The organism is Microbacterium sp. ACRRU (assembly GCF_022346945.1).
Taxonomy (GTDB): domain Bacteria; phylum Actinomycetota; class Actinomycetes; order Actinomycetales; family Microbacteriaceae; genus Microbacterium; species Microbacterium mcarthurae.
This window is the reverse complement of sequence record NZ_JAKRNI010000026.1, coordinates 1-14384: the sequence shown is the minus strand read 5'-3', so window position 1 is coordinate 14384 and position 14384 is coordinate 1. Positions and strand designations below refer to the sequence as shown.

The 14384-nt window shown below is 71.6% G+C and carries 12 protein-coding genes; 8 read left to right on the top strand and 4 right to left on the bottom strand.

Annotated elements, in window-relative coordinates:
- Positions 1-94: 94 nt before the first annotated feature.
- The 3 genes from MHY30_RS11595 (at position 95) to MHY30_RS15385 (ending at position 4473) form a co-directional block, all read left to right on the top strand.
- Entirely contained in the window at positions 95-2623 is a 2529-nt protein-coding gene (locus MHY30_RS11595; protein WP_239277077.1) for an ATP-dependent Clp protease ATP-binding subunit, read from the top strand.
- 195 nt (positions 2624-2818) lie between these two features.
- Complete coding sequence (locus MHY30_RS11590) at positions 2819-3700, top strand: LLM class flavin-dependent oxidoreductase (RefSeq protein ID WP_239277076.1); 882 nt, start codon at positions 2819-2821, stop codon at positions 3698-3700.
- Positions 3697-4473: an LLM class flavin-dependent oxidoreductase gene (locus MHY30_RS15385; RefSeq protein WP_239277075.1), complete on the top strand. Its 777-nt coding sequence runs from the start codon at positions 3697-3699 to the stop codon at positions 4471-4473. The genes MHY30_RS11590 and MHY30_RS15385 overlap by 4 nt, the downstream gene beginning before the upstream one ends.
- A 74-nt stretch (positions 4474-4547) precedes the next feature.
- On the opposite strand, the gene MHY30_RS11580 is transcribed toward MHY30_RS15385, so the two are convergent.
- Positions 4548-5159: a TetR/AcrR family transcriptional regulator gene (locus MHY30_RS11580; protein WP_239277074.1), complete on the bottom strand. Its 612-nt coding sequence runs from the start codon at positions 5157-5159 to the stop codon at positions 4548-4550.
- A 22-nt stretch (positions 5160-5181) separates the two neighbouring features.
- Here MHY30_RS11580 and MHY30_RS11575 point away from each other — a divergent pair, with 22 nt between their 5' ends.
- Positions 5182-6402 (top strand): DUF418 domain-containing protein, encoded by a 1221-nt coding sequence (locus tag MHY30_RS11575; RefSeq protein WP_239277073.1) that lies wholly within the window; start codon positions 5182-5184, stop codon positions 6400-6402.
- 4 nt (positions 6403-6406) lie between these two features.
- Positions 6407-6811, top strand: coding sequence for a hypothetical protein (locus tag MHY30_RS11570; protein WP_239277072.1), 405 nt, complete (start codon positions 6407-6409; stop codon positions 6809-6811).
- 39 nt (positions 6812-6850) lie between these two features.
- On the opposite strand, the gene MHY30_RS15380 is transcribed toward MHY30_RS11570, so the two are convergent.
- Positions 6851-8506: an ATP-dependent DNA helicase RecQ gene (locus tag MHY30_RS15380; protein WP_239277071.1), complete on the bottom strand. Its 1656-nt coding sequence runs from the start codon at positions 8504-8506 to the stop codon at positions 6851-6853.
- A 228-nt stretch (positions 8507-8734) separates the two neighbouring features.
- Between MHY30_RS15380 and MHY30_RS11560 the strand changes: the two genes are divergently transcribed.
- Together MHY30_RS11560 and MHY30_RS11555 are read left to right on the top strand one after the other, a co-directional pair.
- Positions 8735-10282 carry an ATP-dependent DNA ligase gene (locus tag MHY30_RS11560; protein WP_239277100.1) on the top strand — a complete coding sequence of 516 codons (1548 nt, stop codon included), beginning with the start codon at positions 8735-8737 and terminating at the stop codon, positions 10280-10282.
- Between the two features lie 4 nt (positions 10283-10286).
- Positions 10287-10913, top strand: coding sequence for a hypothetical protein (locus MHY30_RS11555; RefSeq protein WP_239277070.1), 627 nt, complete (start codon positions 10287-10289; stop codon positions 10911-10913).
- A gap of 39 nt (positions 10914-10952) precedes the next feature.
- Here MHY30_RS11555 and MHY30_RS11550 read toward each other — a convergent pair whose 3' ends face one another.
- Positions 10953-11816, bottom strand: coding sequence for an NYN domain-containing protein (locus MHY30_RS11550; RefSeq protein WP_239277069.1), 864 nt, complete (start codon positions 11814-11816; stop codon positions 10953-10955).
- Between the two features lie 42 nt (positions 11817-11858).
- Positions 11859-12842, bottom strand: a complete 984-nt coding sequence (locus tag MHY30_RS11545) for a Gfo/Idh/MocA family protein (protein ID WP_239277068.1) — start codon at positions 12840-12842, stop codon at positions 11859-11861.
- A 75-nt stretch (positions 12843-12917) separates the two neighbouring features.
- On the opposite strand from MHY30_RS11545, the gene MHY30_RS11540 reads away from it, so the two are divergent.
- Positions 12918-14240, top strand: coding sequence for a M20/M25/M40 family metallo-hydrolase (locus MHY30_RS11540; RefSeq protein WP_239277067.1), 1323 nt, complete (start codon positions 12918-12920; stop codon positions 14238-14240).
- The last annotated feature ends 144 nt before the right edge of the window (positions 14241-14384 follow it).

Sequence of the window (14384 nt, the reverse complement as noted above, 5' to 3'; positions counted from 1 at the left end):
GGAATATCCTCGGAGCCTCACCGTTGAACTTGATACGCAGCCACTCAAGTCGCAAACTTGAGTCGACTCCACTCACGTATCACAGGAGACGGAATTGCCTGAAGATGTCACCCCCGGCGCCGGGGACAACGGCGCCCAGTCGTTCGACGAGTTCCTCGCGCGCTACCTCGCGGGAGAGCGGGCACGCGCCGAGCGTTCGATCGACCTCAGCAGGTTCCTGAGCGCCCGCACGCAGGAAGCCCTGCAGGAGGCCGGCCGTTACGCCCTGGGCCGCGGCCAGCGCGAGCTCGACGCGCTGCACGTCCTGCACGTGCTCGTCGGTAAGGCGCCCGCGCGTGACGCCGTCGCGCGCCTGGGCGCCGACCCCGCCGCGATCGCCCGCGCCGCCGAGAGCCGTCTGCCGGCCGCCGGTCCCGCCGCCGACGTCGACGGTGCCGTCGTGGCGGGATCGGTCCAGCGCGCGCTGTTCCACGCTTTCCAGGTCGCCCGTGCAGCGGGATCCACCTACGTCGACCCCGACCACCTGTTCTTCGCCCTCGTCCTCGCGCAGGACGCCCCCGCGGGGCAGATCCTGGCCCAGGCCGGTGTCACCGCCGAGGCCCTGACGCAGGGTGTGCGCGAGACCGTCGTCGGCGCCGAGCAGACCGCGGCGCAGGAGGAGGCGGCATCCCCCACCCCGAACCTCGATCGTTTCGGCACCGACCTGACCGCTCTCGCCCGCGAGGGGCGCCTCGACCCGGTCATCGGTCGCGCCGACGAGATCGAGCAGACCATCGAGATCCTCAGCCGCCGCACGAAGAACAATCCCGTGCTCATCGGCGAGGCGGGCGTCGGCAAGACCGCCGTCGTCGAGGGCCTGGCCCGCGCGATCGTCGACGGCAGCGTGCCCGAGCAGCTGCGCGAGACGCGCGTCGTCTCGATCGACCTGGCCGCGATGCTCTCCGGAGCCCGCTACCGCGGCGACTTCGAGGAGCGCCTCACCCAGACGATGGACGAGATCGCCGCACAGTCCGGAAAGCTCGTCGTCTTCATCGACGAAGTCCACACGATCGTCGGCGCCGGAGCCGGAGGCGAAGGGGCGATGGATGCCGGGAACATCCTGAAGCCGCGCCTGGCCCGCGGTGAGCTGCACCTCATCGGTGCCACGACGCTCAAGGAGTACCGCACGATCGAGAAGGACCCCGCCCTCGAGCGGCGCCTGCAGCCCGTGCGCGTCGGCGAGCCGTCGATCACAGACGCCGTCGAGATCCTGCGGGGTCTGCGTTCGGCCTACGAGGAGCACCACGCCGTGACCTACACCGACGACGCGCTGCGCGCCGCGGTGGAGCTCGGCGACCGGTACCTGCCGGACCGCGTCCTGCCCGACAAGGCGATCGACCTCATCGACCAGGCGGGCGCCCGCTTGCGCCTGCGTCTGGGTGCCAAGGTCGACGTGTCCGCCCTCGTGGAGCGCCTGGCGACGCTCGAAGCCGACAAGAACGCGGCGGTCTCGGCCGAGCACTACGAGGAGGCCTCGCGCATCCGCGACGAGATCACGGCGGTGCAGGAGCAGCTGGCATCCGCGACGTCCGCCCCGCGCCCTGACGCGGTGGTCGACGAGCCCGAGATCGCCGCCGTGATCAGTCGAGCCACCGGCATCCCCGTGTCTCGGCTGACCGCTACCGAGCGCGGACGGCTGGCGCACCTCGAGGACGACCTGCACGCGCGGGTCATCGGACAGGATGCCGCGGTCACCGCGGTCGCGAAGGCCGTGCGCCGCAACCGCACCGGTCTCGGCGACGAGCACCGGCCGGTCGGGTCGTTCCTGTTCCCCGGCCCCACCGGTGTCGGCAAGACGGAGCTCGCCAAGGCCCTCGCGGGATCGCTGTTCGACGACGACGCCGCCGTGATCCGCTTCGACATGAGCGAGTTCGGCGAGCGGCACACCGTGTCGCGCCTCATCGGTGCCCCTCCGGGATACGTCGGCTACGACGAGGCCGGCCAGCTCACCGAGCGCGTGCGCCGGAACCCCTACTCGGTCGTACTGTTCGACGAGATCGAGAAGGCCCACCCGGATGTCTTCACGCTGCTGCTGCAGGTGCTCGACGACGGGCGCCTGACCGACGGTCAGGGGCGTACGGTCGACTTCCGCAACGCCGTCATCGTGATGACGTCGAACCTCGGCAGCGAGTACCTGGCATCCCGTTCCGGAGCCATCGGCTTCACCACGACCGGCCGGGAGTTCGACGACGCCGACCTGCGCGACCGCGTCATGGGCAAGCTCCGCGAGGCGATGCGACCCGAGTTCCTCAACCGCATCGACGACATCGTGATGTTCCGCAAGCTCGAGAAGGAGCAGCTGCGCGACATCGTCCGGCTGCTGCTGGAGCGGACGTCCCGGCGCCTCGCCGCGCGGGAGGTCACGCTCGAGGTGACGGATGCCGCCATCGACCGCCTCGCGGAGGTCGGGTACGAGCCCGAGTACGGCGCGCGCCCGCTGCGCCGTGTCATCCAGCGCGAGATCGACGATCGCATCGCCGACCTGTTCGTCGCCGGGGAGTTGACCGACGGGGGAGCGGTGACGGTGGATGCCACGGCATCCGGGTTCGTCGTCCGCGCCGCGGCGACCGCGCTCGCCGCGTAACGCTCGTGAGGCCCTCGGAACCTTCGGGTTCCGGGGGCCTTTGTCATGTGGGGCGTGCCCTCGGCCGCGCACAACTCCTGCGAGGGCCGCTACATCTGAAGCCGTTCGACGGGTCGGGCGCCGGGTCTGCAGGAGTTGTGATGGATGCCGTGTCTGTCTTGCCGCGATGTCGGTGGGGCACGGCAGAGTAGGGGCATGAGTCGTATCGGCACGATCTTCAGCCCCTACCCGCACCCGCCCGAGGAATTGCGCGAGGCCGCGCGGGTTGCAGAGGGCGAGGGGGTGCCCGAGCTGTGGCTGTGGGAGGACTGCTTCCGGTCGTCCGCGTGGGCGGCGGCGGCGGGTGCTCTCGCGGCGACCGACCACTTGCGCGTCGGCGTCGGCATCTCGCCCTTCCCGCTGCGCAACGTGGCTGCGTCGGCGATGGAGGTCGCCACGATCGAGCGGATGTTCCCGGGGCGGCTGCTCCCCGGCTTCGGGCACGGCGTGCAGGACTGGATGCGGCAGGTGGGGGCGAAGGCGGCTTCGCCGCTCACCCTGATGCGCGAGCAGGTGCCCGCGTTGCGCGCGCTTCTGGCGGGCGAGGCCGTGACCACCGAGGGGCGGTATGTGCGGCTGCGCGACGTGTCGCTCGACTGGCCCCCGGCGACCGCGCCGCGAGTGTACGCAGCCGCCGAAGGACCCCGCACGCTGCAGCTCGCGGGCGAGGTCGCCGACGGCGTCATTCTCGACAGCCGACACACCGTCAACGAGATCCGCGTCGCCGTCGACACCGTGCGCGCGGGCTGGGCCGAAGCCGCACGCGAGGGCCGCCCCGATGTCGTGGCCTACGTCCTCACCGCGTTCGGTCCGAGCGCCTCCGACCGGGTTGCCGCCGCGCTGAGCGACTACCCGGATGCGGCCGATCGCGCACTCGCGGGCTCCGTGGGAGAGGTCGCCGAGGGTGTCGCGCGCTTCCAGGCGGCCGGCGTCGACGACGTGGTGCTCCTACCCACCGACGACGTCGATCTCTCCGTGTTCTTCGCGGCGGTGGGCCAAGTCGCCGTCGCCCTGCCCGCTGCCGGAGGGGTGTCGTGAGCCGCGGAGTCGTCTCCATCGGTTTCGCCGGTTCGCTCGGTCCTGACGCCGTTGCCCGGATCGCCCCCTCCGTCGAAGCGGCGGGCTTCCACACGCTCTGGATCAACGACACCCCCGACGGCGATGCCCTCGCCGCGCTCGCGGCCGCGGCGCGCGTGACCACGACGCTGCGGCTGGCGACCGGTGTCGTTCCCGTCGACCGCCGTCCCCCTTCTCGGATCGCCGCCGAGGTGGCATCCCTCGCTCTCCCGCTCGACCGGCTGACCATCGGGATCGGTTCCGGCGTCGCGAAAGAGGGGGCGCTCGCGCGCGTGGGTGAGGCGATCGCGGTGCTGCACGACGCGGGCCTTCCGCGTGTCCTCGTCGGGGCGCTCGGGCCGAGAATGCGCCGGCTCGGAGCCGAGCGTGCCGAGGGCGTGCTGCTGAACTGGGTGCCGCCGGCCGAGGCGTCCGTGCAGGCTGAGGAGGCGCGGGCGCGCAGCGCGACGAGCCACGTCGCGGTCTACGTGCGCACGGCGATCGTCGATGCGGCGCGTGAGCGGCTCGACGCCGAGACCGCGCGGTACGCGTCGTTCCCGAATTACGCGGCCAACTTCGCCCGGATGGGGGTGGATGCCGCCGACACGACGATCCGCGACGTCACCGAGCTCGGAGGTGCGCTTGAGGCGTACACGGCTGCCGTCGACGAGGTCGTCCTGCGGGCCATCGTCCCGGACGACAGCGTCTCGGCGTACCTCGATTTCGTGCGACGGACGGGCCCGACCCCGCTGTGACGTCGCTCTAGCGAGGGGCGTGGGCGCGGGTCGGGCGGTTCACGAACGGGTGCCGACGGGCTCCGACCGTCGGTTCAGAGTTTGCCCCCACGCGCAGCGAGCGGAGCCAGAACGGCGCGGACGAGTCTCCTGCCGCGCTCGGCGGTCATCCGCGCGTCGCCCTCGGCTCCCCGGGCGACGGCGATCCCGTCGAGCGCAGCGAGCACGAGCGCGGCGTCGTCGGCGGAGATGTCCGCGCGGGGATACGCCTCCGTGAGAAGCGTCCGCAGGCCTTCCTCGGTTCGAGCCCATTCGCGCTGGTGCAGGAGTCTCACTTCGGGGTCTGTCGCCGCGCGGGAGGCGAACGCCGCCCACACCACCGCGTCCCGGCGTCCTTCGTCGCCGAGGGCGGCGAGCTCGTCGCAGAAGACCCGCACACGCTCCTCGGCCGTCGCCGCGCCGGTCAGCGCGGCGCGGAGCCGCGTGCGGAAGTGCATCGTCACGGTGTGCATGGCGGCGGTGATGAGGCTCGCACGCGTCGGGAAGTGGTGCTGAACGGCGCCGACGGACACTCCGGCGGCGGTGGCGATCTTGCGCACCGTCAGTGCGTCCGCGCCCCCGTTCACCAGCACCTCGAGCACGGCTTCGGCGATGGCCTCGCGCCCGCCGTGCGGGCCGGCCGGTGCTGCGGATGAGCGGGAGGTCACGGCCTTAGGCTACGGTCTTCGCATGACCAATACGAATGTATTGCCCGCAGATGCCGCTTCAACGCGGCTCGCGACGCTCGATGTCGTGCGGGGCGTGGCGATCATCGGGACCCTCGCCACCAACATCTGGGTGTTCTCGCACCCGTGGGGGCTCCTCGGGATGCTCACCGATCCGGTGCTGCCGGGAGAATCGCCGGCCGCTGCGACGACGCAGCTCGTTCTCATGTCGCTCGCGCAGGGGAAGTTCCTCGCCCTGCTGTCGCTCACTTTCGGTGTCGGCTTGGTGATCCAGCATCGAGCGGCGCAGCGCCGCGCCCGCCCGTGGCCCGGACGGTATCTGTGGCGCGCTGCCCTGCTCTTCCTCGACGGCGTGATCAACTACATCCTCATCGCCGAGTTCGATGTCCTCATGGGTTACGCCGTGACGGCCGCGGTGGTGTCGGTCCTCCTCCTCACGAGTCCCCGCGCGCAGCGAGCGATGATCGTGGTTTTCGCCGTCATCCACGTCACGGTCATGACGGCGGTCGTCGTCCTGCTGGTCGCCGTGCCCGGCGCGAACGCGCCGTCCGCCCTCCCGAGCGGTCCGAGCCCGTACGCGACCGAGTCCTTCCTCGGGCTGGCGGTCTTCCGCCTGCAGAACCTCGAGATCTTCCGCGCCGAGCCCGTGCTGATCGCCGTTCTGTCTCTGGCCATGTTCCTCGCGGGAGCGGCGCTCTGGCGCGCCGGGGTGTTCACCGCGCAGGGGAGCCGGCTGCGGGCACGGTTGATGATCGCGGGGGCGGTGGCCGCACCCATCGACCTCGTCCTCGCACTGATGGACTCTTCTGCCGCCGTGCTGGTGGAACGGTACGTCGTCGCACCCGTGGTCGCACTCGGCATCCTGGGGCTCGTCAGTCACCTGTGCCTGCAATGGGGAACCGGCGGGTGGGTCGCTCGACGTGCGAGTGAGATCGGTCGGGTCGCGCTGAGCGCCTACATCCTGCAGAACCTGCTGGGCGGAGCTCTGTTCTACGGGTGGGGGCTCGGGCTCGCCACCTCCGCCGCGGCGTGGCGCGTGCCGGTCACGGTCGGCGCGTTCATCGCGATCACGATCGTCGTCGCCGTGCTCGCGCACGTGTGGCTGAGGAAGTTCGCCCGCGGGCCGGTCGAGTGGCTGTGGCACGTGGCCGCGGGCGTCGGCTCCCGAGATCGGCGTGACACCGCCCCCGCGACGCCCGGCCCCGCGGGGCAGATGGCAGACTGACCGGATGCCACGCCGCCGAGGTCGCCCCATCCGTTCGCTCGCCCGCGGCGTCCTGGCGCTGCTGCTGGTCGCCGCCGGGGTCAGCCATCTGACGTGGGGTCGTCGCGGGTACCGCATCGTCGTCCCGGACTGGGCGACCGGTGTGCTGCGGACCGATAAGGACGCCATCGTCGTGGCATCCGGTGCCGTCGAAGTGGTGCTGGGGGTCGGGCTCGTCGCGTTCCCGCGGGAGCGCCGTCGGATCGGCGCCGCCATCACGGCGTTCTTCATCGCCGTCTTCCCCGGGAACGTGCACCAGTGGCGCACCGGCCGATCCGCGCCGGGGCTGAGCACAGACCGCGCGCGCTTGGTCCGGCTCTTTTTGCAGGCGCCGCTCGTGGCGTGGGCATGGTGGTCCACGCGCGAGTGACTGGCGAGGGCCGCGACCGGCGCCTTCGGCTCCTCGATGTCAGGCGGCGTCGGCGAGCTCGAGGATGCCGCGCTCGAACGCCGCGCGGGCCAGCACCTTGTAGCCGTGGTCGGGGAAGAAGACCGTGAGGCGATCGCTCTCGACGGCCATGACCGTTCCGGTGCCCCACTCGTGATGCTCGACGACGGCGTCGATCCGGATGCCTTCGCCCGCGGCGGTCGTGACGGCCGCGTCGGCGGTCACGGGTTCCGCCGCCGACGCGTCGCATCGATCGCAGCTGCCGCAATGTTCGGGCGCATCGACGCCGAAGTACTCCAGCAGCGCGCGACGTCGGCAGCGGACGGTTTCGGAGTAGCCGCGCATGATCTCGATGCGTGAGGCACGAATCCTTTCCTCGGCCTCGTCGCGCTCGCGCACCGCGGCCACCGCGTCTCCCGCCGACGCCTTCGATGCGGGTGAAACGCCGTCGGGGCCCGACACAGCGAGTCCGCACGTGACGAGCTGGGTCAGCACGCGCCCGATCGCTCGGGTCGATCGGCCGCTCGTTGCGGCGATGTCCTTGGCCCGCAGCGGGCCGTCGCCGCGCTGGAGCGCGTCCCACACTCCCGCGATGTCGGCCCGTTTGCTGCGTCCGCCCGCGAAGAACGAGCGGAGCGAGAAGTCTTCCGCACGGTAGTGCAGCACCGCCTGCGCGGGCTGCCCGTCGCGAGCGGCTCGGCCGATCTCCTGCGCGTACGCGTCGAGCGACTCGGTGACGTCGGCGTGCACCACCCGCCGGACGTCGGCTTTGTCGACTCCCATGCCGAACGCCGAGGTCGCCACGACGACATCGAGCTCGCCCGCGCTCCACGCGGCGTGCACCGCGTCGCGCTTCTTCTGCGCCATGCCCCCGTGGTACGCCGCGGCGCGACGGCCGCGCTCACCGAGTTCCGCGGCGTAGGCGTCGGTCTCTTTGCGCGTGGCGACGTACAGCAGCGTCGGGCCGTCGGCATCCGAGACGTCGTCGAGGACCGCGCGCTGCTTGTCCGCATCGTGCTCGTGTCGGCGGACGGCCAGGTGGATCTCGGGGCGGTCCATGCCGCGTACCTCGAGGTGGGGATCGCGCATGCCCAGGCTCGCGACGATCTCGTCGCGGACGGGGCCGGATGCGGTCGCCGTCAGGGCCAGGACCGGCGGGCGTCCGAGAGCGTCGACGGCGTCGCCGATCCGCGCGTACTCGGGACGGAAGTCGAAGCCCCAGGCCGACACGCAGTGGGCTTCGTCCACGACCACCAGTCGCACGTCGGCCGCGGAGAGCCGATCGAGGATCTCGGGGTTGGCCAACTGCTCGGGCGCGAGAAACGCGTACACCGGCTCGCCGCCCTCGATCGCGGCCCACGCGGCAGTGCGGCCGCGCGCGCCGGTCCGGGAGTTCAGCGCGACAGCCGCGGGCGCATCGGGCGCCGCGTCGATCGACGCGATCTGGTCTCGCTGCAGGGCCAGCAAGGGCGAGATCACCACCGTGACCCCACCCAGCTCGCACCCGGCGATCTGGTACACCGCGGACTTCCCCGCTCCCGTCGGGAACACCACGAGCGTGTCGCGCCCGGACACGATCGCGTCGATGGCCTCGGCCTGGCCGGGGAGCAACGCGTCCCATCCGAAGGCCTCGCGGGCGGTGCGGGCGGACTGTTCGGCGGTGGCGGGAGCGTTCACGGGACCTCATTCCGGGGAGAGGCATCCAGCACACTTCACGTGCGCCGCGCGCATTCGGGGGTTGCGAACAGCGGCGGCGTGTGATCAACGGCGACCGAGACGCCGCGCACCCGCGCGCGACATCGACCCGCCCTGCCTCGTTCGGGATCGTGCCGGCGGGCCGTGGCATCCCGAGCCGGGGAGCGCAAGCCGACGGGCGATGTCGGAGGGGGATGCCAGGATGCCGACATGCTGTTCGGTGATGTCCAGGTCGCGCTCGAGACGGTGGCTGCCACGCGCTCGCGTCTCGCCAAGGTCGACGCCCTCGCCGATGTCCTCGCTCGTCTGGCCCCCGACGAGATCGTGCCGGTGGTGGGGTTCCTCACGGCGGCGCCGCGCCAGGGGCGGCTCGGTGTCGGCTGGCGGACCCTGGCGGCGAGGGCCGCGGATCACGCCGCGGTCGCGACCCTCACGGTCGCCGAGGTCGACGCCGCCTTCGAGCGACTGTCGACGATCTCCGGGAGCGGGTCGACGGCGGTGCGGGAGGCGGTGCTGGACGAGCTGGCCGCCCGCGCCACCGCCGCCGAGTGGCATCTGCTCGTGCGCATCGTGACCGGCGAGCTGCGCACCGGCGCGCTCGAGGGGGTGCTTCTCGACGCCATCGCGCGGGCCGGGGATCGCGAAGGAACCCTCGTCCGCCGTGCCGCGATGCTGTCGGGCGACCTCCGGGAGACGGCCGCGATCGCGCTGACCGGCTCGGTCGACGATCTCGCCTCGGTCGGTCTCGTGGTGGGCCGCGGCGTGCAGCCCATGCTCGCATCGACCGCCACCTCGGTCGGCGAGGGGCTGACCATCGCGGGGCGCGCCTCCGTGGAGTACAAGCTCGACGGGGCGCGTGTGCAGGTGCACCGTCACGGTGACGACGTACGGGTGTTCACTCGCACGCTCGCCGACGTGACGCACCGCGTGCCCGAGATCGTCGAGGTGGCCCGGAAGCTGCCGGTCACCGACGTGATCCTCGACGGCGAGACATTGTCGCTGGACGACGACGGTGCGCCACGGCCGTTCCAAGAGACCATGGCCCGCTTCGGTGCCCAGACGGCGCGCGAGATCGCGCTGCACCCGTGGTTCTTCGATGTGCTCCACGTCGACGGGCGCGACCTCATCGACGAGCCCCTGTCCGTTCGCCGAGCCGAGCTCGAGCGGATCGCTCCCGCCCTGCGCATCCCCTCGATCGTGACCGACAACCCGGCCGAGGCGGACGAGTTCTCGCGGGCGGCGCTGCGCGCCGGTCACGAGGGAGTCATGGTCAAGGGCATCGATTCCCTCTACACGGCGGGCCGCCGCGGCAAGAGCTGGCTCAAGGTCAAGCCGGTCCACACGTTCGACCTCGTCGTGCTGGCCGTCGAACGCGGTTCGGGTCGCCGATCCGAGTGGCTGTCGAACCTCCATCTCGGGGCACGCGATGCTCGGGGGGCCTTCGGTGAGGCGGACCGGTTCGTGATGGTGGGCAAGACGTTCAAGGGCCTGACCGATGACCTCCTCCGGTGGCAGACGGCGCACTTCGCCGAGCGCGAGACGGGGGCCGTCGCCGGCGGCATCCGCGTCGTGCCCGACACCGTCGTCGAGATCGCCATCGACGGTGTTCAACGATCGTCGCGGTATCCCGGCGGCGTTGCGCTGCGCTTCGCTCGCGTCAAGGCCTATCGGCCCGACAAGTCGGCGGCCGAGGCTGACACCATCGACACCCTGCGCGCGCTGCTCCCCGGCGCGGGCGCGCACCCCGAGGAAGGATGACCCGATGAGTCGTGCGCCCTGGTTGGACGGAGAACTCGAGTACCGCAGCTTCGGAACTCCCGGGGCGCCGCGTGCGGTGGTCGTGCTCCGTACCGGCGACATCTCGACCATCGATCCGGACGTCCGTGTCACGTCGGGCTTCGACGTTCGTATCGTCGCGATCGGGTTGGACGCTCCCGAGCTGGAGAACCCCCCGGCCTTCGGCGGTCAGACACCCGCGGGTCTCACGGTCGGGGCGCTGGAAGACCTCCTGGCGCGCGAGGCCCCGGGCACGCGTGTCGGGCTGGTCGGCGAGAGGTCGGCGGGGCCCATCGCGATTCATCTGGCGGCGGCCATGGGCGGCACGGTCGACCGTCTCGCGATTGTCGGCGTCGAAAGCCCATCCGACCCGTTGAGTCGCGATCTGCACACGCCCCTGCTCGACGAGGTCACCGCTGACACGCTGATCGTCGTCGGCGGCGAGGGGCCAGCGACCGTGCGCGACGCGGAGTGGTACGCCGGACGCATCGCTCGCGCCCGTGTCGACGTCATCGATGCCGAAGGACTGGACACCATCAACGGGCAGGTGACGCTGACTGCCGTGTGGGGGAGCGTGCTCGCCCACGTCGCTCCGGGCGCCGAGCGCCGCTGAGCCCCCGCACACCGGTTGAGCGCTCATGGCGCCGCCGCGTCACCCCGCGCGGGGAACGGCGCGCACCTGGACGATGTGCGAGTTCTCGTCGACCTCGACCTGGTCGGTCTGGGCCTTCAGGAAGTCGGAGAAGCTGCGGAACCCGAGCGATTTCTCGCTGAACGAGGGATCCAATCGCTTCATCAGGTCTTTGACGGCCGAGGCGTGCAGCCATTCCCCGTCGGCGCGTTCTCCCTCGAGCTGCATCGCGCGTTCGAGCAGGTTCACCGACGGGTCCTGCGAGCGCTTGCGGGCGCGGGGCCGCGAGGGCGCGGCATCCTTCTTCGTGTCGGCGAGCTTCGGGATGCCGGGGAGCGCGTCGTAGTTGTCGAAACGGTCGCACGCCGAGGCGAGCGACTTCGCCGTCGAGCCGGCGACGCCGACGCCGACGACATAGCGGCCGAGCCGTTTGCAGCGCTGCGCGAGCGGCACGTAGTCGCTGTCACCCGCGACGATGACCACGTGCGAGAGGTCGGGGAGGCGGAACATGTCCTCGACGGCATCCACCGCGAGCCGGATGTCCGCACCGTTCTTGGCGTAGGCCGCCGCCGGGAACAGTTGCACGAGATCGACCGCTCGAGCCACCAGCTGCGATCGGTATTCCGCGTTGACGGGGGCCGACCAGTCCGCGTAGGCGCGGGTGAGCACGAGCGTGCCGAAGGACGCCGCGTAGTCGATGATCGCGCCCACGTCGATCGTCGCCTTCGTCAGCCGCTCCGTGATCTCGGGCTCGATGGGGTTCTCGGCGATCTTCTGCCGATCCCGCGAATAGGCGTTGCGGCCGTGGACCCGGTCGTACCAGGACATGACGATGTTGTCGAAGTCGAGGTAGACGGCGACGCGAGCGCTCTGGGAATCCGGCATGCCCCCAGTCTCCCCCGGAGACGGGTTCGGCGGATACCCCGCTCAGCGCTCCGAGGGGTAGACCACGCCGATCTGCCGGCGCACCTCGTCCAAGACGCCCATGATGGCGATGGTGTCGTCGATCGAGAGGATGTCGCTCGACGTGGCGCCGGCGGCCACGAGGCGTTCCGCGGCGAGGGCCTGGTACTGCATCCCGCGTCCCTCGACCGCGCCGTCGAACTCCTCGCGCACCGACCCGTCGGGAGTCACGACGCGGAACGTCGTGGGGGTGTACCAGACCCGATCGATCTCGAGGCGGGCTTCGGTGCCGACGATCTGCGCCACGTTGGCGCCCGCCCCGCGCGACGACGAGACCGTCGTCGACAGCGCGCCGCCGGGGTGGACGAACACCGTCGCGACCTCGGCGTCGCTGCCGGCGTCCGACAGTCGTGCGAACGCGGTGATCCGCTCGGGAAGCCCGAGCACGTCGACGGCGAACGAGATCGGGTAGATGCCCAGGTCCAGCAGCGCGCCACCGCCGAGCTCGAGCGCGTTCAAGCGGTGCCCGGGGTCGGTGGAGATCTTCTGGGTGTGATCGGCCGAGACGACCCGGATCTCGCCGAGCGTCCCCTCAGCGAGGATCTCGCGGATCCGCACCATGTGGGGGAGGTAGCGGGTCCACATCGCCTCCATCGCGAGCAGCCCCGTCTGTGCGGCGCGGTCACGGATGACGGCGGCTTCCGCGGCGTTGAGGGTGAACGGCTTCTCGACGAGCACGTGCTTGCCGTGGTCGAGGGCGAGCAGAGCGTTCTCGACGTGGCCCGGGTGCGGTGTCGCGATGTAGACGATGTCGACGTCGGGATCGGAGACGAGCTCTTCGTAGGACCCGTGGGCGTGCGGGATGCCGTACTGCTCGGCGAACGCGCGGGCGCTCTCGGTGGAGCGTGAGCCGACGGCGGTGACGTCGAGACCCGCGGTGCGAAGGTCGGAGGTGAAGGCGTGCGCGATGCCGCCGGTGGCGAGGATGCCCCAGTGCAGTCCGGTCATGGGTCCACCGTATCGGCGTGAGGGCGGTGTCGGACGCTCCGCGAACCACGGATGCCGTCCGCGTAGGCTCGCGTCATGACGCCCGTCGAGCGCTTCCGCGAGCTGCTGGCCATTCCGACCGTGTCCCACATCGACACGTCCCGCACCGACATGGCACGGTTCGAGGAGTTCCATGCCGCGCTGTCGCGGCTGTATCCCCTCGTGCACACGCATCTCGAGCGCGACGTCGTCGCTGGCCATTCGCTGCTCTACCGGTGGAAGGGCGCGTCACCGACGGATCCGCTCGTGCTCCTGGCCCACCAGGACGTGGTCGACACCGAGGGGCAGGTCTGGACGCGCGACCCGTTCGCCGCCGTCGTCGAGGGTGAGGGTGCCCAGGCGACGCTCTACGCCCGCGGCGCGATCGATGACAAGGGCGCTCTCGTGGCCATCCTGGAGGCCGTCGAGCAGGCGCTCGCCGAGGGCGTCGTCCCGTCCACGGACGTGTGGCTGGCGTTCGGGCACGACGAGGAGACCCTCGGAACGGGCGCGCGGGCGATGGCGCGCGTTCTCGCAGAGCGGGGGGTGCGTCCCGCCCTCGTTCTGGACGAGGGCGGCGCCGTCGTCGAAGGCGCACTGCCGGGGGTCGCGGCACCCACCGCCATGGTCGGCGTCGCCGAGCGGGGAACCGCGACGTTCGACCTGATCGCCCGCGAGGCCGGCGGTCACGCGTCCACCCCGCCGCGGTTCCCCGCGACGGCGCGCCTCGCGCGGGCGATCGACCGCCTCCGGCGGCGCCCGTTCCCGCGTCGACTCGCGGCACCGGTGCGGGCGATGCTGGCGTCGGCCGCCCCCCACGCCGCCGAGCCACTGCGAACGGTGTTTCGGCGCGCCAAGGTCACGGCCCCTGCGCTCACGGCGGCCTTCGCGGCCCTCGGGCCCGAGACGAACGCCCTCGTCCGGACGACCGCGGTCGTCACGCGTCTCGAAGGCTCCGCCGGCGACAACGTCCTGGCCACGACGGCGCGTGCCACGGTCAACGTGCGCCTGCTCACCGGTGACACCGTCTCGGATGCCGCGATCCACCTGCGCCGCGCGGTGGCGGATCCGCTGATCGACATCGAGCTGCGTCACGGGGGCGATCCTTCGCCGGTGTCGCCGTGGCAGGGACAGGCGTGGCGACGCCTGGCGACCGCGGTCGCGGAGACGCTCGGAGACGATGTGGTGACCCTGCCGTACCTGCAGCTCGGCGCGAGCGACAGCCGGTTCTACACCGATCTCACTCCCCACGTCTACCGCTTCACCCCGTTCCACCTCACGCGGGAAGAGCGTGACGCGCTGCACGCTCCCGATGAGCGGATCCGCGTCGAGGTGTGGCTGCGGGGCATCCGCTTCTACCGCGAGCTGCTGGCATCCTGAGCCCCCGTCCTTCCCGCGGGACGTCATCGCGCTGACGGGACATGCCCAGTGCGCGCCGCGGCGCAGCCCCGCGCCCCCCCGGGGCCCGCGGGCCGGCGCCCGCGGCGCGCACTGGGCCCGCCCCGTCAGCGCTCTGACGGCCCG